Raw genomic sequence first — 21,288 nt, forward strand, 5'->3', positions numbered from 1 at the left:
AGAATTTTGAGCGGGAATTTGCGCGTACTCCAGCCATCACGTCCTCCGCTGCGGGTCGACGATGTCGCGCAGGCCGTCGCCGAGGAGGTTGAAGCAGAACACGGCGATCATCAGCGCGAGGCCGGGGAACAGCGCGATCCACCATTCGCCGGAAACCATGAAGCCCGCGCCTTCGGCGACCATGATGCCCCATTCCGCCGTCGGCGGACGGACGCCGAGGCCGATGAAGGACAGGCCGGCGGCATTGAGGATGGCGTAGCCCATGGTCAGCGACATCTGCACGATCATGATCGGCATGATGTTGGGCAGAATATGCACGAGAAGAATACGGAATTCGCCGTTGCCGGAGAGACGCGCCGCCTGAACGAAGCCGGCATTGCGGCGCACATTGGCTTCGGCGCGCGCGACCCGGGCGTAGAGCGGGAAGTTCACGATCGCGGTCGCCAAAATGATGTTCTGCACGGTGTTGCCGAGCGCCGCGACGATGCCCATGGCGAGCACGAACAGCGGAAAGGCCATGATGGTGTCGGCGATGCGGCCGACGATACGGTCGGTCCAGCCGCCGAAATAGCCGGCGGCGATGCCGGCGAGCCCGCCCATCAAAAACACCAGCACGACGGAGGCCACCGCGATGAACGCATCGAGCCGCGTCGCCACGACGACCCGGCTGAAGATGTCGCGGCCGAGCTGGTCGGTGCCGAACCAGTGCGCAGCCGAGGGCGGCTTCAGCGACGCGGCGGTGTCGGACGCCAGCGGATCATACGGCACCACATAGGGACCGAAGATCGCAGCAATGAGGATCACGATCAGCAGCGCGAAGGCGAAGCCCGTGACCTTGTTCTCGCCGAGCACGTAGCGGGTCTGGTCGAGCAGCGCGACGAGCCCTGACGTCCGCGCGGGACCGACGGGTTCAACAGCAGGCGCAACAGAACTCATGAATGCTCCCTACCCTTCCAGCCGCACGCGCGGATCGATCACGCCATAGAGAATATCGATCACCAGATTGAGCAGCACGTACATCACCGCCATGGTGAGCACGAAACCCTGCACCGGCGCGAAGTCCGACGAGATCAGCGCCTCGACCGCGTAAGAGCCGATGCCGGGCCATGCGAACACTTTTTCGACCAGCACGTTGGCGCCGAGCAGGAACGAGAACACCATGCTGAGCGTGGTGATGACGGGAAGCATCGCGTTACGAAACGCGTAGGTGACGATGACGGTCGCCGGCGACAGGCCGCTGGCGCGCGCGGTGCGCACGAACTCCGACGACAGCACCGCCAGCATCGAGGCGCGCGTCATGCGCGCGATCGGCGCCAGCGAGAAGATCGCAAGCGTCGTCGCCGGCAGGATGAGCTGGCTGCATGCCGAACGGAACGCCTCGAGGTCGCGCGCGATCAGGGTGTCGATCAGGTAGAAGCCGGTTACCGTCGGCGGTGCGCTATAGAACACATCGAGCCGGCCAAGCGGCGCGGGCGACCAGCCGAGCCGGAAATAGAAGACATAGACCAGCACGAGGCCGGTGAAGAACACCGGCAGCGAGACGCCAGCCGTCGTCGTGACACGACAGAGATGATCGACCCATGATCCCGGCCGCGTCGCCGCCAGCACGCCGAGCGGAATGGCGATCACGATCGAGACGACGAGGCCGAGCAGCGTCAATTCGGCGGAGGCCTGCAGGCGGTTGCGGATCTCCGCCGCGACCGGCTGGCCCGTCGTGAGCGAATTGCCCAAATCGCCATGGGCGAGGTCGTTGGTGTAGCGGAAGAACTGCTCGATCAGCGGCTTGTCGAGGCCGAGCTTTTTGCGGATCTGCTCGACGGCTTCCTTGGTCGCGGCGGGACCGGCGAAATACGCGGCAGGGTCACCGGGCAGCGCGCGCGTCAGCAGGAAGGTGACGATGACGACCCCGATCAGCGACGGGATCGCGAACATCAGGCGCTTGCCGATCATGGTCAGCATGACCCCTCACCCCTTCGCCATCGTGCGGTAATCCAGACGGCGGTGAAACCAGTATTGGTAGCCGCTGATGTTCTTCTGCATCGCGACGTTGACGAAGGGCTGGTACAGCGGAATGCGCGGGATGTCGCTGTAGGCGAGGTCGACAAAGCCCTTCACGTCGATGTCGTAGGTCGCCGTGTCGCCGATAGCTGCCGCATTGCGTGCGCTGTCGATGAGCTTGTCCATCTCCGCCGACTTGTAGCTCATGGTGTTGAAGACGGAATTGTTGCCGTGATAGCACCAGTAGAAGAAGTATTCGGGGTAATCGAGCCAGCCCGAGAACACGTTGGTGAAGAGCGGCATCTCCTTCTTGTTCAATTCGGTGCGCCAGTTGGCGCCGGGCACCTTGTTGATGGTGGTCTTGATGCCGATCTGGGCCAAGCTTTCCTGCACCAGCACGCAGAGCGGCTCGTTGACGCCGGCGAAATTCAAATCGAACGAGATCGTGGTCTCGAAGCCGTTGGCATAACCGGCTTCAGCGAGCAGCGCCTTCGCCTTGTCCATGTCGGTGTTGTATTTGTGCGGCTGCGGCCAGGCGACTTCGGTCGGCTTGTCCTTGGCCGCGCCGAACATCGGGTTCGCCAGCCCGAACATCACCGCGTCCATGATCTTCTGATAGGGAATCGCATAGGCGACCGCCTGACGTACCTTGGGATTGTCGAACGGCGGCTTGGTGACGTTCATGCCGATATACTGGATGCCGTTGGAGAACGGCAGCGACACCACGTTGAGCTTGCCGCTCGCCTTCATCTCCTGGAAATCCTTGAACGGCAGCTCGTAGGAGATGTCGGCGTCACCGCGCTCCAAGAGCGCCCGGCGGTTGCCGGCCTGCGGCACCATGCGCCAGATCACGCGCTTGATCTTCGGCAAGGGGCCGCCGACCCAATCCTCGTTGCGCTCCATCACCACTTCGGTGCCGGCGGTCCACTTCGTCACCTTGTAGGCGCCGGAGCCCGCGGTCTGCTGTTTTGTGAATTCGAGACCCCAGGGATCCTTCTCGCTCGAATTCTTCTTCACCAGTTCGGAATTGATGATGCACGGCACGATCACCGCGAGATCGGGGATCGTCAGCTTGTCCTTCTTCAGGAAGTCGACGCGCACCGTGTAGTCGTCGATCACGACGAACTGCTCGGGTTTCGTCAGCGAGCCCGCGCTCATCTGGAAGGTGGGAAAGCCGCCGACGCTGACGGCGCGGTCAAGCGACCATTTGACGTCCTTGGCGGTCACAGGCGCGCCATCGTGGAATTTGGCGTTCTTCTTCAGCGTGAAGGTGACCGACATCTCGTCGATCTTGAAGTCCTCGGCGAGCTCACCCCTAAACTTGTCGCGGTCGTAATAGGGCACGCCGCCGGGGCCGCTCTTCATCTCGTGGCTGATCAGGCGGTCGTAGCAATTCCACGACACTTCGTAGCCGGGCACGTTGGTGCCGATGCCATGGATATCGAGATTGTTGGGGCCACCTTCCGAGACGATCAGCAGCGTCTCCGACCGCGCATCGGCCTGGGCGGACGAGATCACGGACGGCATGGCCGGAAGCGCCGCGCCAGCGGCCAATCCGGAAACGGACTTGAGGAAATCGCGGCGCTTCATGAAACGGCTCCAACTCAAAAGTTTTTGGTTGGAACTGGATTCGCAAGGTTCGTGCCAAGGCTTAACGAGACGCTAGTCAATCAATAAGATGTTGTTAGTACGTGATAATATAGCTTTTCGGCCCAGCAGCCGCTCTCGATCAAGATGCCAAGGCATTGCATACAAAGAGGCGTATTTGCACATAAAATAGACTGCCGTACTCCGCGCTCAACTCGTGGGCGTCATCCCGGCCAGATCAGGTCCTGCAGCTCGACAAGATTATCAGCCTTCTCCTGCCAGCCCTCGATGCAGACGTGGCTGTTGAGGTCGCTGGCGCGATGCAGCAGCATCAGGGCCATCAGCCGGCGCTTGAGCGCGAAATCGAGCTTTGCATAACCAAAGCCTTCGAGCAGGTTGCGCACCCTCCCCGGCCGGCCCGCCGCCATGAACGCGCTGGGGCCGAGCAGATCGTAATCGCGCCATCCCGTCAGCACGTCGCCGAAGTCGAACAGGCCGGCGAGCGACCATTGATCGTCGCGGCAGGCGAGCAAGAAGTTCTCTGGAATGTATTCGCCGATCAGGATCACCGGCGGCGCGTCCATCGGAATGAGTTTTGGCGCGTCGCGCAGGAGATCGTCGAGGCCGGCGAGGAATTTCGGCGCAAGGCCGAGACGCGTGTGCCGCGCCTTGCAGCCCAGCATCTGGGCGCGCATGAAGTCGTCCCAGCGCGGCTGGATTTGCGCGAGCGGGCCGAACGGCGCGCGCTGCACGGACGCAATGGTCTCGCCGATCTGACGCAGCACGCGCTCCTTCTGCGCTTCGGCTAATTGCGGCCAGACCTCCGAGCCGAGCGTGCCGGCAAGGCGCGTGATGATCAGATAAGGCCAGTCGTCGCGCTCGCCTTCCGCGACGATCTCGGGAATCGGCAAATGTAGACGGCCGGCAAGCTGCGTCAGCGAGCCGCGCTCTGAGACGAATTGCGCGCGAAGCAGCGGCGGGAAGATTTTCAGGATCAGCCGGTCACTGAGGCCGACGACGAGATTGGTGCCGGTCGCAAACACATGCGGCGCGCTGACATCGACACCGTGACTGCGCACGATGTCGAGCGCGATCGGCAGCCATCGCGAGGAAGCGGAGCGCCAGGCGCGAAAGCTTTCTGCGTCGGCGAAGTGAGGTAGCGTCATCGACATCGCAACTTTAATAGCATTTCAAACAATCCCCGGGGGCCCATCCTTCGAGACGCCCGCTTTGGCGGGCTCCTCAGGATGAGGGCGGAGTGCGCGGCAGCAATTTCAACGGGCACCGATGCCGCTTGAGCCTCATCCTGAGGAGACCGCTAGAAGCGGTCGTCTCGAAGGATGAGGCGCGCGCTCGGATCGCCGCTACCTATCCGGGCTGGCGCGCTCGAACTGGCGCAGCAGCTTGTTGCCGCGTTCGACCGCGGAATCGAGCGCACCTTGCGCGCTCTTGTGGCCGGCAAAGGCCTGCTCCAGCTCGTCCTCGATCGCGCCGCGGATCAGCACGAAGGAGCCGAGCCGGATGCCCTTCGAATTCTCCGTCGGGGGATGCAGCGTGATCTCCTCGAACGAGATCGCCGAGCCCGGATTGCGCTCGTAAAAGCCCTGCGCGCGCGTCAGCTCGAAGGCGGCGCGGGTAACAGGCAGATAGCCGGTGTTCTGGTGCCAGGCGGCCTGAACGCCGGGCTGCGACAGATAGGCGAAGAACCGCGCCACACCCTTGTATTCCTCGCGCGGGCGATCGCGCAGCACCCACAGCGTAGCGCCGCCGATGATCGAGTTCTGCGGCGCGCCCTTCACGTCGGGCCAATACGGCATCATGCCATAACCGATCTCGAATTTCGAATTCGCCTTGATGTCGGCGCGCGTCGCCGAGGAGCCGATGAAGATGCCGCATTCGCCGTTCTGGAAGCGCGGCTCGGCCGACTGGCCGCGGCCGCTATAATCGAACAGTTTTGTCTTTTGCCATTCGGCAAGTTGGGCAACGTGTTTGACGACGACCGGATTGTTGATGGTCAGTTCGGCATCCAGCGCGGCAAAGCCGTTGGCCCGCGTCGCCAGCGGCAGATTGTGAAACGCCGAGAAGTTCTCGACATGGATCCAGGACGGCCAGGACGTGGTGAAGCCGCACACCGCGCCGCGATCGCGCAGGCGTTTTGCAGCAGCGCCGAGCTCCGGCCAGGTTTTCGGCGGCGTCTCCGGATCGAGCCCTGCATCGCGGAACATGGTCTTGTTATAATAGAGGATCGGCGTCGACGAATTGAACGGGAAGGACAACAGATTGCCGGCCGCATCGGTGTAGTAGCCGGAGACGGCGGGAAGGTAATCGCCCAGCGAGAACGGCTCGTTCATGTCCCGCATCAGGCTGAACACGGGATAGATCGCACCCTTGGCCGCGGTCATGGTGGCGGTGGCGACCTCGTTGACCTGAACGATCGCGGGCTGGCTGCGCGAGCGGAAGGCGAAGATCGCTGCCGTCACCGTCTCGGTGTAATTGCCCTTGTAAGTTGGCACGACGCGATAATCCGGCTGCGAGGCGTTGAAGTCGGAGGCGAGCTTCTCGAGCTGCCGGCCGAGTTCGCCGGACATGGCGTGCCACCACGCGATGTCGGTGGCGGCACGCACCGGCGCAGCCAATGAGAGAGCCGCAAAGGCGGCGACGATCTGCAAAAGGCGCGATGCTGAAGTCACGATGGCTCTTCCCGTGCCGCACGACGAAAGGCGGCTGTCCCTGCTTAAGGCGCGGCATTTGCGGTTTCAACCGGGAATGCGCGCCGGCCGCGCCGCACAATCATGCGGCTGCGCCGGGCGGGATGGCCTTCCCCCGACCATCTGCTAGATTGCATTGAACCTTTTCCTCCCGCCATAGACTCCACCACTGAGGGGTTGAGTGTGCCAGTGTTGAACCGTGCCGAACGCTCGCGGACCGGGGTGGTTTTCGTCGCGCTTGTGATCGCCATCTGCGCGACGAGCGCCGTCGCGCGTGAATTCCGCGCGGCCGACACCCAGACCGAGGATTATCCGACCGTGCAGGCGCTGCGCTACATGGGCGCCCTGATCGCCGAGCGCAGCGGCGGCCGGCACAAGATCCTGTTCCGGTCCATCGAGCACATGCGGAAGGTGCTGGACGGCCCCATCGGCAGCGAGACCCTCGGCGGTTTCGAGCCCTGCGGCTTGGTCGGCCTCACCCTCTGCGATTCCGGCGCGCGCCGCCCGGTGAAGAGCGTGGTCTACGCGAGGACCGTCGACGATCCCGCCGCGACCGCGCTGATCGAACGCATTCGCAAGGTGGAGTAAGGCCTCTTGCCCGGGCTTGGACACAGCGAGCACGCAGACTGGCCGCCCGGCACGATCGGGCGGCTGCGCGCGCGGCTCCTCGGTGCGCTCCGGGCGGTGCCGATCCGCTGGCGCATCCTGTCGATCGCGGCGCTGAATTCCGCCGTGGTGGTGGTGCTGGTCGCGCTGATCTGGAACGGCTCGCAGGTGCTCGGCTCGGCCTGGGACGACGTGCGCCAGGTGCGCGAGTCCGACCGGATTCTGGCGCTGCTCGAAAGCGAGACAGGGCGGCTGCACAATCTGATTCACCGCTACATCAACCAGCCGAGCCCGGATCTGTTCGCCGAGATCCTGCTGCTGCGCGAGGCGGTGCTGGGTACGCTGACCAACCGCGCCGCCAACGACCCGATGCTGTCGGGCTCGGTCGAGGAGCTGGAGCGTACCACCGACCGCTTTCTCAACGGCTTTGGCGAACTGCGCAGCGTGCAGGTCACCATCGCCAGGACCTACGAGGACCAGGTGCAGGGACCCGCCAGGGACATGGCCGGCCTCTACTCCATCATCGAAGGCGCCACCGGCCATCGCGACGCGCTGATCTGGCCTTCGCTCGGCAAGTCGCGCGAGGCCTTCACCGCGATGCTGGTCGCGGCCAATTCCTACTATCTGTCGCTGTCACCGGCCGCAGCCGACGAGGCGCGGCGCAACACCGAGACGATCGAGACAACCATCCCGGTCATGATCGATCTCGCCGACAACGATCTCCAGCGCATGGCGCTGCAAAAGCTCGGGGCCCGCACCATGGCGCTGCGCGAGGGCTTTGCAAAGCTCTCCGAACAGCTCACGAGCCGCACCGAGCTGCTGCGCAACACCATCGACGCCAACCAGGCCGAGGCGATCGGCGCCATCGACGACCTCTCCACCAAGATGCGCCAGCGCGAGCAGAAGGCGCAGGAGACGTTCGACCGGACGCTCGCGGACATTTCGCGGCGTGTTCTTTCCATCGCCGTAATCTTCCTCGGCATCATCCTCACCGCCGGCGTGCTGATCGCGCTGTCGATCCGGCTGCCGCTGCAGCAGATCATGGCCGCGATGCGCGCGATTACGCTCGGCGACCTCGGCCGCGAGGTGCAGGGCACGCGCGCGCGCGACGAAGTCGGCGCCATGGCGCGCGCGGTGGAAGTATTCCGCGAAAACGCGATTGCCAAGCGCGAGACCGAGGACGAGCTGCGCGCATCCAAGGAGAAGGCCGAGAGCGCGCTGCTCGAGCTCAACACCGCGCAGCAGAATCTGATCGATGCCGAGCGGCTCGCAGCCCTCGGCGGCCTCGTCGCTGGCGTCGCCCACGAGGTCAACAACCCGATCGGCATCAGCCTGACCGTCGCCTCCAGCTTTGCCCGGCGCACCGAGATCTTCGAGGCCCAGCTCAAGGGCGAAGGCGGCCTGCGCCGCTCGCAGCTCGAAGAATTCGTGCAGTCCTCGCGCGACGCCTCGCAGCAGCTGGTCGCCAACCTGCAGCGCGCCGGCGAACTGATCCAGTCGTTCAAGCAGGTCGCGGTCGACCGCTCCCATGCCGAGCGGCGGCAATTCTCCTTGAGCGAAGCCACCGACCAGATCATCGCGAGCCTGCGCCCGGTGCTGAAGCGGTCGCCGATCACGCTCCATGTCGACATGCCCGAGGGGCTGCTGCTCGACGGTTATCCCGGCTCCTACGGCCAGATCCTGACCAACCTCTTCCTCAACGCCGCCAACCACGCCTTTGCCGACGGCCGTGCCGGCACGATCACGATCTCGGCGCGGCCCCGCGGGGCCGACGACGTCGAGATCATCTTCACCGATGACGGGGCCGGCATGACCTCCGACGTGCAGCGCCAGGCCTTTGACCCATTTTTTACCACAAGGCGCAATGAAGGTGGCACGGGACTCGGGCTCCATATCGTCTATAACCTCGTCACCCAGCAGCTCGGCGGTCGCATGATGCTGGAATCCAAGCTGGGACAAGGCACTACATTTCGCATTATCATGCCCCGGGTCGCCAGGGGCGGCGCGCAAAGCACAGAGACTGACGGGACTTCTCAATGGCCGAACAGGACGATGTCCTCCACCTGATCGACGACACCGGTACCGCGTCGGAGGATGTTGACGCCCGGAAATGGAAGATCGCCGTCATCGACGACGATCAGGCCGTGCATGACGGCACCCGCTTCGCGCTGTCCGACTACAGTCTCAACGGCCAGGGCCTGGAGATCCTCTCTGCCCATTCCGCGGCGGAAGGTCGCAAGCTGATGGCCGCGCACAGCGACATCGCCGCCGTGCTGCTCGACGTCATCATGGAAACGGACGTCGCCGGCCTCGACCTGGTCGAGTACATCCGCAACGAGCTCAAGAACGAGACCGTGCGCATCATCCTGCGCACCGGGCAGCCCGGCCAGGCGCCCGAGCGGCGCGTGATCGTGCAGTACGACATCAACGACTACAAGGCCAAGACCGAGCTCACCGCCGACAAGCTGTTCACCTCGCTGACCGCGGCGCTACGCTCCTACCAGCAGCTCGAGCGCATGCTGCAGACCCGGCGCGGGCTCGAGATCATCATCGACGCCGCCTCGACGCTGTACGATTTCAAGTCGATGCAGCGGCTCGCCGAGGGCGTGCTGACGCAGCTCGCCTCGCTGCTCAATGTCGATTGCGCTGGTATACTGGTTTTGCGCGACAATGGCGGCATCGACCCCGAGCTCTCGGTGCTCGCCGGCAGCGGCTGCTACAGCCGCTTCATCGGCATGACCACGTCGAAGGCGCTCGACCCCGAGCTGCGCCAGATGGTGGAGGACGCGTTCCAGCGCCGCAAGAACGAGTTCGCCGACCACCGCAGCGTGATCTATTTGCGCACCGGAAGCGGCCGCGAGGTCGTTGTGCTGCTCCAGGCCGAGCGCGAGCTGTCGGAGACCGACCGCTCGCTGGTCGAGATCTTCTCCAGCCGGCTCTCGATCGCCTTCGACAACGTCATCCTCTACCAGCAGCTCCAGGCCGCCAACACCCAGCTGGAAGACCGCGTCGCCCAGCGCACCCGCGCGCTGATGCAGGCCAACCGCCGCCTCTCGGCGCAATGGCTGCGGCTGCAGCGCGCCAACGGCTTCAAGAACGAGATTCTCGGCACCGTCGCGCATGATCTGAAGAACCCGCTCGGCGTCATCCTCGGCCGCACCGAGATGCTGAAAGAGCTGATCTCGACCGGCGCGTCGTCGAGCGGCGTGGTCGCCCAGGTCGATCACATCCGCGATGCGACGAAGCGCCTGACCACGATGGTCGACCATCTGATCTCGGACGCGATGGCCGATGCCTTCGACATCACCATCCGTCGCGAGCCGGTCGACGTCGCGGCCCTGGTCAAGGAGGTCGCCGAGGCCAACCAGCCGCTCGCGGTCAACAAGCAGCAGGCGATCAGCGTCATCGCGCCGGCCAACATCGTCACCATGTGCGACACCGACCGCATCCGCGAGGCGATCGACAATCTCATCAGCAACGCGATCAAATACTCACCGATCGGCGGCAAGATCGACGTCGCCGTCAGCCATGAGGGCGGCGACACCATCGTCCGCGTCAGCGACGAGGGCGCCGGCCTGTCGCCGGAGGATCTCGGCCGCCTGTTCGGCCGGTTCCAGCGACTGTCCGCAAAACCGACCGCCGGCGAGAGCTCGACGGGGCTTGGGTTGTCCATCGTCAAGCGTATTATCGACATGCATGGCGGCGAAGTGACCGCCGAGAGCGAGGGCCCCGGCAAGGGCTCGACCTTCACCATCACCCTCCCCGCGACAGAAATCCCGTGATTTCAAGACCATGACCCAAAGCCAGCACATCATGATCGTCGATGACGAGGCCCCGGCCCGGGAGATGGTCGGCGATTACCTCAAGATGCACGGCTTCACCGTGACGCTGTGCGACGGCGGCAAGTCGTTGCGCACCGCGATCGACGGCAGCATGCCCGACCTCGTCGTGCTCGACCTCAACATGCCCGAGGAAGACGGGCTCTCTATCATCCGCGACCTCAAGAGCCGCATCAACGTGCCGGTGATCATGCTCACCGCGACGGCGAGCCCGATCGACCGCGTCGTCGGCCTCGAGCTCGGCGCCGACGATTACGTGGCAAAGCCGTGCGAGCTGCGTGAGCTGATGGCGCGCATCCGCTCGGTGCTGCGCCGGAGCACGCCGGTGAAAGCCGTGGCGGCGGAAGCGGCGGCTGCGAAATCGGACAAGGAGCAATTGGTACGGTTCGGGACAAAGTGGCTCGATCTCGAAGCGCAGGCCTTGCGCGACGACGAGGGCAACGAGCATCCGCTGACCGCATCCGAGTTCGGGCTGTTGAAGGTGTTCGCGGCCAACCCGAAGCGCGTGCTGTCGCGCGAGCGCCTGCTGGAATTGGCCAACGCGCGTGACGCCGAAGCCTTCGACCGCGCCGTCGATCTGCGCATCATGCGCATCCGTCGCAAGATCGAGCCCGATCCGACAAAACCCGCCGTGATCCGCACCATCCGCGGCGGCGGCTATTTGTTCTCGCCGGTCGGGGAGAAGGCTTGAGTGTCGTCCTCGCGAAAGCCAGGACGACATCGGGGTTGAGGCGACAGCGAACGCAAAAGCCCGAAATACGTTCCCGGCGCCGCCGACCCCCCGCCCCGTATTTTCCGTATATTGAAATTCCACGCCTTTTTGCCTCGAATGTTTCGTCGCACCCTATCCGACGAAACAATTTGGCTGCGCACGAAACCATTTTCCTCTTTTCGTGCAGACGTCCCGAAACGTTGGCTCATTAACACTTTGCTCGAAGGAAACGCCGCTCGGTTGCGGCGCTACGGGGAGCCAAGTCAATGCCGAACGTCATCGCCATCAACGCCCAAGCCAGCCAGAGCATCATCGCCGCTCAGGCGACCTCGGACGACATGCTTCTCGAAAGCATTGCCGACGGCAACCGTACGTCCATGCACATCCTTTATTGCCGTCACAGTGTGCGCGTCTACCGCTTCATCCTGCGGATCGTGCGGGACGCCACCACGGCGGAAGACCTCGTCAGCCAGGTGTTTCTGGATGTGTGGCGGACCGCCGGCCAATTCCAGGGCCGCTCGCAGGTCTCGACCTGGCTGCTCTCGATCGCCCGCTTCAAGGCGCTCACCGCGATGCGCCAGCGGCGCTTCGAGGACATCGACCAGGAAGACGTGCGCCAGATCGCCGATGGTTGCGACACGCCCGAGACCTCGCTCGACCGCAGCGATACCAGCGCCATCCTGCGCGCCTGCGTTCAGAAACTGTCACCCGCGCATCGCGAAATCATCAACCTCGTCTACTACCATGAGAAGTCGGTGGAGGAGGTCGGTCAGATCATCGGCATCCCGCAGAGCACGGTGAAGACCCGCATGTTCTACGCCCGCAAGCAACTGGCCGAGTTGCTTAAGGGCGCCGGCGTCGAGCGCTTCGCTGCCTAAAGATGAATTATTTCAAAGAGATAGGGTTTTACGATGGTCCTATCCCGGACACGGAAGTGTTACCGCGGACGAAACAATTGAAACAAAGCACAACATCAGGCGGAAAAACTTCCCTCCTATAAAGATCACATACGGTTTCGTTAAACCTCCCAAGACCTCCAACGACCCGGCCGGGATGCCCCCTCCGGGTCGTTTTGTATTTTGGGGGTCTGTGGGGCCAACCACGGGCTCCCGCCTCTCCCGCTTGCCGGAATCGCTTGCGGGAGAGGGGGCACACCGCCGATGCGGCCACGGCTTCCCCGTCACGAACGTGTGACGCCGCGTAACGTCCGCCCCATCCCGCCCGAACTCCTCTCGTGACCCCCATCACGAGTGCCCCATGCTCGAACTCACCTTCGCCCTCCTTGCCGGCGTCCTCACCATCGCCGCGCCCTGCACGCTGCCGATGCTGCCGATCCTGCTCGGCGCCTCGATCGGGCGCGCGGGACACTTGCGGCCGGCGATGATCGCGCTCGGCTTCGTCATCTCGTTCTCGGCGACCGCGTTGCTGCTCGGCACAATCACGCGGCTGTTCGATTTCGATCCGAACGTGCTGCGCGAGGCGGCATCGATCCTGCTGCTCGGCTTCGGTCTGTTGATGCTGTGGCCGGCGCCGTTCGAATGGCTGTCGATCCGGCTCAATGGCTGGCTCGATCTCGGCAATTCCAACGCTACGCAGCGCGAGGGCGCGCTCGGCGGGCTCTTGCTCGGCACCACGCTTGGCCTGGTCTGGACGCCCTGCGCGGGCCCGGTGCTCGGCTCGATCCTGACGCTGGTCGCGACCGCGAAGAATTTTGGCTGGGCCGGCACGTTGCTGGTGGCCTACGCGATCGGCGCGGCGATTCCGATGCTGGCGATCGCCTATGGCGGGCAGGCCGCGACCACGCGGGTGCGCAGCCTCGCCCGCATCTCGCCACGGCTTCAGCAGGGCTTTGGCGTCGTGGTGATCGGCTTCGCCCTCGCCGCCTATTTCCAATACGACACGCTGATCGTGGCGTGGCTCACCGGCTTTTATCCCACCGGCCAGATCGGCCTGTGATCATCGCGCATCGCAACCGAAGGACTCATCCATGACTTTCAAACTGCTCGCCGTCTCCGCCGCACTGATCGCCATCGCTGTGACCGGCGCCGTCATCCCCGGCATCTGCGACGAGGCCGCGCGCGCCGCGCCTGTCGTCACCGCTGCCGCCAGCCAGGAGGCCGCGCCCGACTTCGCCGGCATCAACAACTGGTTCAACTCCAAACCGCTGAACATTGCCGATCTCCGCGGCAAGGTCGTGCTGGTGGACTTCTGGACCTATGGCTGCGTCAACTGCGTCAACACGCTGCCGCACGTCACCGAGCTCTATGCCAAGTACAAGGACAAGGGCCTCGTCGTGGTCGGTGTTCATACGCCGGAATTCCCGTTCGAGCGCTCGGCCTCGAACGTCCAGTCCGCACTGAAGCGCCACGGCATCACCTATCCGGTGGCGCAGGACAATGATTCCAAGACCTGGAACGCCTACCGCAACCGATATTGGCCGGCGCAGTACATCATCGACCAGAACGGCAAGATCGTGTTCCAGCACGAGGGCGAAGGCCGCTACGACGAGATTGATCGCACCGTGGCAAAGCTGCTGAACGCCAAGAGCTGATGCCCGGGCTACGGCGGTCCCGCCCTTGTTGCTTGACTCCACGGACCCGTCCGTGGAGTTTCGCGGCAACGCAATCAGCCGCCCGCGATGGACGACCCCAGCACCAGCACCGACATTCGCCTTCGTGAAGGCGCCTCGATCGCGCAGCGGCTGGTCATGGCCGGCTTTGCGGCCGCCGTTGCGCTGTGCTTCACGCCGGGCCTGTTCACGCACGACACCCTGGAAGTGATCATCTCCGTGGTCGCGCTCCTCGTGGGAGCAGCGTTCGTCGGCGTCATCATGCTGGCGCCGGCGGTGGTGTGGATCATCACGGCGGACGAGATCTTGATCGGAGAGCAGCGCCCGTTCGGAAAACTCCGGACGCGGGTCGTGGCCAAAGACGACATCAGGGGATTGCAGGTTCCCGGCAGCAAGAGGGCGAAAGCCCGCTTTCGGCTCGCCTTCACGCTGGCCTCCGGGGAGCGCCTGACATCCCCGCCGATCGCCGATGTCACCCACGTGCACGACACGGTGGCGCGGATCGCCGCACAATTCGACGTTCCCGATGTCGAGTCCCCCGTCAATCCGCTCGATGCCAGCAATCCCGAGATGCGTCTCGGCGACCCCCTCGAGCCGTTTTCCACGAGGGACATAAGGATCGTCGCACTGATCGTCGTCGCGCTATGTACCGTTCCCTACGCCTACAGGCTCTGGCGTGGCCTGTCGCCCGGGCCGGTCGACATGATGCTGCTGCCGGTTGGCGCGATTGCCGCTTTCGCCGTGCACAGATACGCCAATCTCGTGACCGGCGCTTTCTGGATCATCCGCCAAGGCGATATCCGCGTCGAACGCCTGTGGGGCGACGGCACGTTGCGCGCCGACCATATTGAAGGGCGCCAGGTGAAGACGATCACGGTCGAGCGCCGCGGCCGGTCGGAAGACGAGCACTGCATCGTTGTGATCCGGTTGCTCTCAGGACAACGGTTTCGCAGCCCGCGCATCGGTTCGCGGCCTGAGGCCCGGGCCGTAGGCGCCGAGATCGTCCGGCGCCTCGGGATCGCGGCTGAGAGCAATCAGATCCAGTGACAAGGTTGCCCTTCGGCTCACGTGATCTGGCCGCGTGCTCGCTCTAACCTCACCCCCTTGCGGGAGAGGTCGGCGCAGAGCGCCGGGTGAGGGTTCTCTCCTCTGGGTCTTCCTGCGGAGCTACCCTCTCCCCGACCCTCCCCCGCAAGCGGGGGGGAGGGAGCACATCGCGCCCAGCTCACTGCTTTTCGCGCCATCCCCTGTTTGTGGCATTGCTCGCGGTCCGTCAAAAAACCAAAGCATTCTCGTGACATACCAGCCGGGCGCGCCATCAACTTGCCATGAAGCTGCCCCTGGGTTCAGATGGTTTCTGATGATTTGCGCTGTGGCAGCGGGGAGAGCTTGAAATGACGGATATTCGTCGCCTGACCGGAATATTTGTAGCTGCGATCGGCCTGGTCCTGGCCATCCCGCACGCCTCCGCCCAGCAGCCCGACCGCGGCGACGAACCGGGCCTGGTCGCCGACGATGCCTACGAGCTCGATCCGGAATGGCAGAAGCAGGTCGTCTACTTCCGCACCACCGAAGCGCCCGGCACCCTCATCATCTCGACCGCCGAACGGCATCTCTATCTGGTGCAGCCCGGCGGTCGCGCGATCCGCTACGGCATCGGCGTCGGCCGCGATGGTTTTCAGTGGCAGGGGCTAGTGAATATCACCAACAAGAAGGAGTGGCCGGACTGGACGCCACCGCCGGAGATGATCCAGCGCCAGCCCTATCTGCCGCGCTTCATGGCCGGCGGCCCCGGCAATCCGCTCGGTGCGCGCGCCATGTATCTCGGCACCACGGTCTACCGCATCCACGGCACCAATCGGCCCGACACGATCGGCACCAAAGTGTCCTCGGGCTGCTTCCGGCTCGTCAACCACGACGTCGCCGATCTCTATGATCGCGTCCCTGTCGGCACCAAGGTGGTCATCCGGCAGAAGCCCGAACTCTGATCTTCCCGCTTCGTCAAAATTCCTTTTCCCGATATTTTCGAGAGAGCAACATGATGCGCACTTTTCGAGGCGGCCTGCTGATCGGGCTCGCGGTCGCCGTGCTGGTCGCCGTTCTGGCCATCATCTATGAATTCTATGACACCCGCACGCTGAAGCGCACCGTGCGCCGCGGCGAAGTGCTGTGCGGCGTCAACAAGGGCCTGCCGGGGTTTTCGATCCCCGACGACAAGGGCAACTGGACCGGCTTCGACGTCGATTTCTGCCGCGCGGTGGCCTCCGCGATCTTCAACGATCCGAACAAGGCGAAATTCGTCGCGCTCGATGCCAGCGAGCGCTTCAAGGAATTGCAGAGCCGGAAAGTGGACATCCTCTCGCGCAACTCGACCTGGAGCATGGCGCGCGAACTCGAATATGACCTCTATTTCCCGGCGGTCGCTTATTATGACGGCGCAGGCTTCATGCTGCCGCGCGCGCGCAACAAGGAGACCGCACTGGACCTGACCGGCAGCAAGGTGTGCGTCCAGACGGGGACCACCACGGCGCTCAACGTCGCGGATTACTTCCGTGCGAACAATATGAAGTACGAAGAGATGAAGTTCGACAAGCTGGACGACGTCGTGAAAGCCTACGACACCGGCAAATGCGACACGCTGAGCGCCGACGTCTCCCAGCTCTACGCGCTGCGGATCAACCTGTCGAAGCCCGGCGACCACATGATCCTGCCGGACATGATCTCCAAGGAGCCGCTCGCCCCCGTCGTGCGCCAGCGCGACGACGACTGGATGATGATCGTGAAGTGGACGCTGTACGCGATGATCAACGCCGAAGAGCTTGGCGTCTCCTCGGAGAACATCGACGAGGCCCTGAAGTCGAAGAAGCCGGAAGTGATGCGGCTGGTCGGCACCGAGGGCAATTACGGCGAGCAGCTCGGCCTCACCAAGGACTGGGTCGTCCGCATCATCCGGAACGTCGGCAATTACGGCGAGATGTACGAGCGCAATATCGGCGAGAAGTCCAAGCTGAAGATCCCGCGCGGGATGAACCAGCTGTGGAACGCCGGTGGCGTCCAGTACGCGCCGCCGGTGAGATAAGGAGCTCTATCCGCCGTCATTGCGAGCGGAGCGGGGCTCGCGCCACATCCTCATTCGTCATGCCCGGGCTTGTCCCGGGCATCTACGTTTGAGGCACATTAAGAACGTAGATGGCCGGGACGCGCTCGGCCATGACGACCTACGTAACGGGTGACGCTCTCTCCCTCTCATCCTGAGGAGCGCGGAACGCGCGTCTCGAAGGGATGCAGGCCCTAGCCGGGCCTTCATGGTTCGAGACGCCGCGCAAGAGCGCGGCTCCTCACCATGAGGAGATGGAGTTCAATACCCTCTTGCCCTTGCCAACTGCTCGGTTTGGTAATTGGCGTCCCCGAACAATTCCTCGCACACGCGCGCGCGCTTCATGAAGAAGCCGATGTCGAACTGGTCGGTCATGCCCATGCCGCCATGCATCTGCACGCCTTCCTGCACCGCGCGCGCGGCGGTGGTGCCGGCGCGGGCCTTTGCCACTGCGACGGCTGAGGCGGCCTTGGCAACGTCTGTATCCAGCGCCTGAAGCGCCTTCATCGTCGCGGCGCGAGTGATCTCGATGTCGACATAGAGTTCGGCGGCGCGGTGCTGCAGCGCCTGGAATTCGCCGATCAGCTTGCCGAACTGCTTGCGGCTCTTCAGGTACTCGACGGTGCGGTTGAACACCTCTTCGCTCAAGCCCACCATTTCGGAGGCAACCGCGCCGCGGCCGATATCGAGCACGCCGTCGAGCAGCGCGCCACCCTGGTCGATTTCGCCGAGCACGCTGTCGGCATCGACTTCGACATTGGCAAGCTCGATGCGCGCCGCATTGTGCGCGTCGACCATGATGGTGCGCTCGATCGCAACGCCCTTGGCCTTGGGGTTGACCAGGAACAGCGTCAGCCCCTCGCGCTCGCCGGCAGCGCCCGCGGTGCGCGCGGCGACGATGAGGAGGTCGGCGACATGGCCGTCGACGACCAGCGCCTTGGCGCCGGAGAGCCTGAAACCGTTGCCGGCGCGCACCGCCTGCAAGCTGGTTTGAAGCGGGCGGTGCTTTGCGCCCTCGTCGACCGCGAGCGTCGCGAGCAGCGAGCCGTTGGAAATCTTCGGCAAATATTCCGACTTCTGCGCGGCATTGCCGCCACGGTTCAGCGCCGAGGCCGCGACCACGCTGGTGGCGAGGAAGGGCGACGGCATCAGCGTGCGGCCGATCTCCTCCATCACCACGCCGGCCTCGACATAGCCGAGGCCGCTGCCGCCGAACTCTTCCGGCACCAGCAAGCCGGCAAAACCCATCTCGGCGAACGAATGCCAAAACTCCTTGGAGAAGCCGGTGGGGTCTTTGCTATCGCGCAAGCTGCGCAGATGCGACACCGGCGCCTTGTCGCTGATCAGCCCGCGCGCGCTGTCGCGGAGCATCGATTGTTCTTCGGTAAGGACGAGGGCCATGGCGGGCTCCAACAAAGTGCGGTTCGGCGGAATTCGGTGGTGACCCTCATGGTGAGGCGACGCGTCAGCGCCGTCTCGAACCACGAGGCCATCTTCGAGACGCGGCCTGACGGCCGCTCCTCCGGATGAGGACTTCGCTTACGCCCCCGGCAGATCGAGGATGCGCTTGGCGACGATGCCGAGCATGACCTCCGTCGTGCCGCCCTCGATCGAGTTGGCCTTGGTACGCAGCCAGGCGCGTGGCCGGGCGCCTTGCTTCGAACGCTCGCTCTCCCATTCCAGCGCATCGACACCGCCGGCCGACATCAGAATTTCGTAACGGCGCTTGTTGAGCTCGGTGCCGTAATATTTCATCGCCGAAGAGAACGCCGGATGCGCCTGACCCGCCTTGGCGAGGTCGACCGCGCGCTCGGCGCAGGCTGCAAGCGCGGCCTCGTCGACGTCGAAGCTGGCGATCCGGCCACGCAGCATGGGATCGTCGAGCCGCCCCAGCGCATCGGTGCCGACGGAATCCGCCGCGATCTGGCCGAGCGGACGACCGACGCCGCGCTCGCCCATGCCTGATATCATCGCGCGCTCATGCTGAAGCAGATATTTTGCGACGTCCCAGCCGCGGTTGACGGTGCCGACCACATGCGATTTCGGCACGCGGACATTGTCGAAGAAGGTCTCGCAGAACGGCGAGTAGCCGGAGATCAGAAGGATGGGCTTGGTCGAGACACCCTTCGAGGTCATGTCGAACAGGATGAAGCTGATGCCGTCGTGTTTCTTCGCCGCGGAATCGGTGCGCACCAGGCAGAAGATCCAGTCGGCATAATTGGCATAGGACGTCCAGATCTTCTGGCCGGTGATGACGAAATCATCGCCGTCGCTCTCGGCGCGGGTCTGGAGCGAAGCGAGATCGGAGCCGGCGTTCGGCTCGGAATAGCCCTGGCACCAGCGGATCAGGCCCGCGGCGATGTTGGGCAGATGCTCCTTCTTCTGGGCGTCGTTGCCGTATTTCAGAAGCGCCGGCCCGAGCATCCAGATGCCAAAACTCGACAGCGGCGGCCGCGCACCCAGCTTGGCCATTTCCGCGCGCAGCACCTTGTGTTCGGCAGCGCTGAGGCCACCGCCGCCATATTCCTTCGGCCAGTCCGGCACGGTCCAGCCCTTGTCGCGCATGCGCTCGAACCAGATGCGCTGCGGCTCGGATGCAAACTTTGCGTTACGCCCGCCCCAGAAGACGTCGGCGTCGGAGGTCGCGGGCTTGCACATTTCCGGCGGGCAGTTGGCTTCCAGCCAGGCGCGCGTTTGCTTGCGGAATGTTTCGTGATCGGCGTTTTCAGCATCGCTCATGGGCGTTTCCATCAATCAAAAACGACTTGTTATCGGCGACTCTGGGCCATCGCCTCGTGGAATTCAACCACTTCCGCGTCCCGCATCGGCTATAGTCGCCGCGACGGCGAAGCTTGAAAACAAAGAGGAAACAACAATGCGCCTGAAGCTTCTTTCGCCTGGCGAAATGAACGAGAGCCAGCGGCAGACCTATGACGAGTCGATTGCCGGCAAACGCGGCAAGCCGCCGGCGCCGATGATGGCCTGGCTCAACAGCCCCGACATGGCCCGTCACGCCACGCGACTCGGCGAGGTCCTGCGCTACGACACGATCTTCCCCGCAAAACTTTCGGAGATCGCGATCCTGGTGACGGCGCGGCACTGGACCGCGCATTACGAATGGTATGCGCACAAGCGCCTGGCGCTTGCAGGCGGCATGAAGCCCGAGATCATCGACGCCATCCGCGACCGCCGCACGCCCGTCTTCGACGATCCCAAGGGCAAGATGATCTACGACGTCGCGAAGTCATTGCACGAGGGCCACGGCGTCGAGAAGGGCCTCTATGACGAGGCGGTGAAGGTGCTCGGCGAGCGCGGCGTCGTCGAGGTAATCGGACTGTGCGGCTATTACACAATGGTGTCGATGACGCTGAACACGTTCGAGTTCGAGTTGCCGGAGGGCGAGGACCAGGAGCTGGCTTGATTGCCGATTCGGAAACGCTGGGTTTCGGGATAGCCCCGTAGCGCTGTGCCGAGGCTCGCCTTATGTGGAATTCACCAACGGAGCAGCCACATGTCGCAAAGCCCAGCCGTCCATGCCGACACCAGGATCGGCCACGTTCACCTCAAGGTCGCCGATCTCGATCGCGCGCTCGGCTTCTATTGCGGCGTGCTCGGCTTCGAGCTGATGCAGCGGATGGGCTCCGGCGCGGCCTTCATCTCGGCCGGCGGCTATCACCACCACATCGGGCTCAATACCTGGGAGAGCAAGGGCGGCTCGCCGCCGCCGCCTGATGCGACCGGTCTCTATCACACCGCGATCCTCTATCCGACACGGCCTGCGCTGGCGGATGCGCTGCATCGCGTGCTCTCGGCCGGCATTGCGCTGGACGGCGCCAGCGACCATGGCATCAGCGAGGCACTGTATTTGCGCGATCCCGACCAGAATGGCGTGGAGCTGTATCGGGACCGGCCCAGGGAGCAATGGCCGTTCGGGCCGGACGGAAAGCTTGCGATGGTCACGAAGCGGCTGGACCTGGAAGAGCTGCTGAAGCAGCGCGAGGCTTAAACTCCACTCTCTCCCCGTCATTGCGAGGAGCGAAGCGACGAAGCAATCCAGAATCTTTCCGCGGTGGCAGTCTGGATTGCTTCGCTGCGCGTAACTGCCCAGGTCCGTTTGCTCGGTTAGGCGACGCTGAGTTTGTGGATGAGTTGTGTGGGGCATCGGGACAATG

At 64.0% G+C, this 21,288-nt stretch carries 18 protein-coding genes and 1 pseudogene; 12 read left to right on the top strand and 7 right to left on the bottom strand.

Features of this window, described 5'->3' with window-relative positions; translation table 11 throughout:
- Positions 1-36 precede the first annotated feature (36 nt).
- The 5 genes from IVB27_RS11310 to ugpB form a co-directional block, all read right to left on the bottom strand.
- Positions 37-936 carry an ABC transporter permease gene (locus tag IVB27_RS11310; protein ID WP_247443600.1) on the bottom strand — a complete coding sequence of 300 codons (900 nt, stop codon included), beginning with the start codon at positions 934-936 and terminating at the stop codon, positions 37-39.
- A gap of 9 nt (positions 937-945) precedes the next feature.
- A complete protein-coding gene (locus IVB27_RS11315) occupies positions 946-1,959 on the bottom strand; it encodes an ABC transporter permease (protein ID WP_247443601.1) in 1,014 nt (337 codons plus the stop codon).
- 6 nt (positions 1,960-1,965) lie between these two features.
- Complete coding sequence (locus tag IVB27_RS11320; RefSeq protein WP_247443602.1) at positions 1,966-3,588, bottom strand: ABC transporter substrate-binding protein; 1,623 nt, start codon at positions 3,586-3,588, stop codon at positions 1,966-1,968.
- A gap of 221 nt (positions 3,589-3,809) precedes the next feature.
- The gene (locus tag IVB27_RS11325) at positions 3,810-4,757 is read right to left on the bottom strand and encodes an aminoglycoside phosphotransferase family protein (protein ID WP_247443603.1); all 948 of its coding nucleotides are present in this window, start codon (positions 4,755-4,757) and stop codon (positions 3,810-3,812) included.
- A 192-nt stretch (positions 4,758-4,949) separates the two neighbouring features.
- Entirely contained in the window at positions 4,950-6,254 is a 1,305-nt protein-coding gene (ugpB, locus tag IVB27_RS11330) for a sn-glycerol-3-phosphate ABC transporter substrate-binding protein UgpB (protein WP_247443620.1), read from the bottom strand.
- Between the two features lie 222 nt (positions 6,255-6,476).
- Here ugpB and IVB27_RS11335 point away from each other — a divergent pair.
- From IVB27_RS11335 to IVB27_RS11380, 10 genes and pseudogenes are all read left to right on the top strand, one after another.
- A pseudogene (locus IVB27_RS11335) lies at positions 6,477-6,824 on the top strand (TRAP transporter substrate-binding protein); the annotation flags it as partial.
- A 111-nt stretch (positions 6,825-6,935) separates the two neighbouring features.
- Positions 6,936-8,966, top strand: coding sequence for a sensor histidine kinase (locus IVB27_RS11340; protein WP_247443621.1), 2,031 nt, complete (start codon positions 6,936-6,938; stop codon positions 8,964-8,966).
- On the top strand, positions 8,936-10,681 hold the full coding sequence (locus IVB27_RS11345) for an ATP-binding response regulator (protein ID WP_247443605.1): 1,746 nt from the start codon (positions 8,936-8,938) through the stop codon (positions 10,679-10,681). Before IVB27_RS11340 ends, IVB27_RS11345 begins: the two co-directional genes overlap by 31 nt.
- A gap of 10 nt (positions 10,682-10,691) precedes the next feature.
- Complete coding sequence (locus IVB27_RS11350) at positions 10,692-11,429, top strand: response regulator (protein ID WP_247351854.1); 738 nt, start codon at positions 10,692-10,694, stop codon at positions 11,427-11,429.
- A gap of 287 nt (positions 11,430-11,716) precedes the next feature.
- Positions 11,717-12,328 (top strand): sigma-70 family RNA polymerase sigma factor, encoded by a 612-nt coding sequence (locus tag IVB27_RS11355; protein WP_247351852.1) that lies wholly within the window; start codon positions 11,717-11,719, stop codon positions 12,326-12,328.
- Between the two features lie 379 nt (positions 12,329-12,707).
- Positions 12,708-13,406 (top strand): cytochrome c biogenesis CcdA family protein, encoded by a 699-nt coding sequence (locus tag IVB27_RS11360; RefSeq protein ID WP_247443606.1) that lies wholly within the window; start codon positions 12,708-12,710, stop codon positions 13,404-13,406.
- Between the two features lie 31 nt (positions 13,407-13,437).
- Positions 13,438-14,001, top strand: coding sequence for a thioredoxin family protein (locus IVB27_RS11365; RefSeq protein ID WP_247443608.1), 564 nt, complete (start codon positions 13,438-13,440; stop codon positions 13,999-14,001).
- A gap of 87 nt (positions 14,002-14,088) precedes the next feature.
- Positions 14,089-15,066, top strand: coding sequence for a hypothetical protein (locus IVB27_RS11370; protein ID WP_247443610.1), 978 nt, complete (start codon positions 14,089-14,091; stop codon positions 15,064-15,066).
- A 347-nt stretch (positions 15,067-15,413) separates the two neighbouring features.
- Positions 15,414-16,007: a L,D-transpeptidase gene (locus IVB27_RS11375; protein ID WP_247443612.1), complete on the top strand. Its 594-nt coding sequence runs from the start codon at positions 15,414-15,416 to the stop codon at positions 16,005-16,007.
- 53 nt (positions 16,008-16,060) lie between these two features.
- The gene (locus IVB27_RS11380; RefSeq protein ID WP_247351867.1) at positions 16,061-17,098 is read left to right on the top strand and encodes an amino acid ABC transporter substrate-binding protein; all 1,038 of its coding nucleotides are present in this window, start codon (positions 16,061-16,063) and stop codon (positions 17,096-17,098) included.
- Positions 17,099-17,377: 279 nt separating this feature from the next.
- On the opposite strand, the gene IVB27_RS11385 is transcribed toward IVB27_RS11380, so the two are convergent.
- Positions 17,378-18,517 (bottom strand): acyl-CoA dehydrogenase family protein, encoded by a 1,140-nt coding sequence (locus tag IVB27_RS11385; RefSeq protein WP_247443614.1) that lies wholly within the window; start codon positions 18,515-18,517, stop codon positions 17,378-17,380.
- A 138-nt stretch (positions 18,518-18,655) separates the two neighbouring features.
- Entirely contained in the window at positions 18,656-19,855 is a 1,200-nt protein-coding gene (locus tag IVB27_RS11390) for an acyl-CoA dehydrogenase family protein (RefSeq protein ID WP_247443616.1), read from the bottom strand.
- A 136-nt stretch (positions 19,856-19,991) separates the two neighbouring features.
- Between IVB27_RS11390 and IVB27_RS11395 the strand changes: the two genes are divergently transcribed.
- Positions 19,992-20,537, top strand: a complete 546-nt coding sequence (locus tag IVB27_RS11395) for a carboxymuconolactone decarboxylase family protein (RefSeq protein WP_247443617.1) — start codon at positions 19,992-19,994, stop codon at positions 20,535-20,537.
- Between the two features lie 90 nt (positions 20,538-20,627).
- On the top strand, positions 20,628-21,122 hold the full coding sequence (locus IVB27_RS11400; RefSeq protein WP_247443618.1) for a VOC family protein: 495 nt from the start codon (positions 20,628-20,630) through the stop codon (positions 21,120-21,122).
- The last annotated feature ends 166 nt before the right edge of the window (positions 21,123-21,288 follow it).

It is taken from the genome of Bradyrhizobium sp. 197 (assembly GCF_023073375.1).
Taxonomy (GTDB): domain Bacteria; phylum Pseudomonadota; class Alphaproteobacteria; order Rhizobiales; family Xanthobacteraceae; genus Bradyrhizobium.

Excerpts from the sequence above, each read along its gene's own strand:
- IVB27_RS11355 (WP_247351852.1), top strand. The coding sequence starts at position 11,717 with ATGCCGAACGTCATCGCCATCAACGCCCAAGCCAGCCAGAGCATCATC.
- IVB27_RS11370 (WP_247443610.1), top strand. The coding sequence starts at position 14,089 with ATGGACGACCCCAGCACCAGCACCGACATTCGCCTTCGTGAAGGCGCC.
- IVB27_RS11350 (WP_247351854.1), top strand. The coding sequence starts at position 10,692 with ATGACCCAAAGCCAGCACATCATGATCGTCGATGACGAGGCCCCGGCC.
- IVB27_RS11395 (WP_247443617.1), top strand. The coding sequence starts at position 19,992 with ATGCGCCTGAAGCTTCTTTCGCCTGGCGAAATGAACGAGAGCCAGCGG.
- IVB27_RS11375 (WP_247443612.1), top strand. The coding sequence starts at position 15,414 with ATGACGGATATTCGTCGCCTGACCGGAATATTTGTAGCTGCGATCGGC.
- IVB27_RS11310 (WP_247443600.1), bottom strand. The coding sequence starts at position 936 with ATGAGTTCTGTTGCGCCTGCTGTTGAACCCGTCGGTCCCGCGCGGACG.
- IVB27_RS11385 (WP_247443614.1), bottom strand. The coding sequence starts at position 18,517 with ATGGCCCTCGTCCTTACCGAAGAACAATCGATGCTCCGCGACAGCGCG.
- IVB27_RS11380 (WP_247351867.1), top strand. The coding sequence starts at position 16,061 with ATGCGCACTTTTCGAGGCGGCCTGCTGATCGGGCTCGCGGTCGCCGTG.
- IVB27_RS11390 (WP_247443616.1), bottom strand. The coding sequence starts at position 19,855 with ATGAGCGATGCTGAAAACGCCGATCACGAAACATTCCGCAAGCAAACG.
- IVB27_RS11360 (WP_247443606.1), top strand. The coding sequence starts at position 12,708 with ATGCTCGAACTCACCTTCGCCCTCCTTGCCGGCGTCCTCACCATCGCC.
- IVB27_RS11365 (WP_247443608.1), top strand. The coding sequence starts at position 13,438 with ATGACTTTCAAACTGCTCGCCGTCTCCGCCGCACTGATCGCCATCGCT.
- IVB27_RS11325 (WP_247443603.1), bottom strand. The coding sequence starts at position 4,757 with ATGTCGATGACGCTACCTCACTTCGCCGACGCAGAAAGCTTTCGCGCC.
- IVB27_RS11400 (WP_247443618.1), top strand. The coding sequence starts at position 20,628 with ATGTCGCAAAGCCCAGCCGTCCATGCCGACACCAGGATCGGCCACGTT.
- IVB27_RS11320 (WP_247443602.1), bottom strand. The coding sequence starts at position 3,588 with ATGAAGCGCCGCGATTTCCTCAAGTCCGTTTCCGGATTGGCCGCTGGC.
- IVB27_RS11345 (WP_247443605.1), top strand. The coding sequence starts at position 8,936 with ATGGCCGAACAGGACGATGTCCTCCACCTGATCGACGACACCGGTACC.
- IVB27_RS11315 (WP_247443601.1), bottom strand. The coding sequence starts at position 1,959 with ATGCTGACCATGATCGGCAAGCGCCTGATGTTCGCGATCCCGTCGCTG.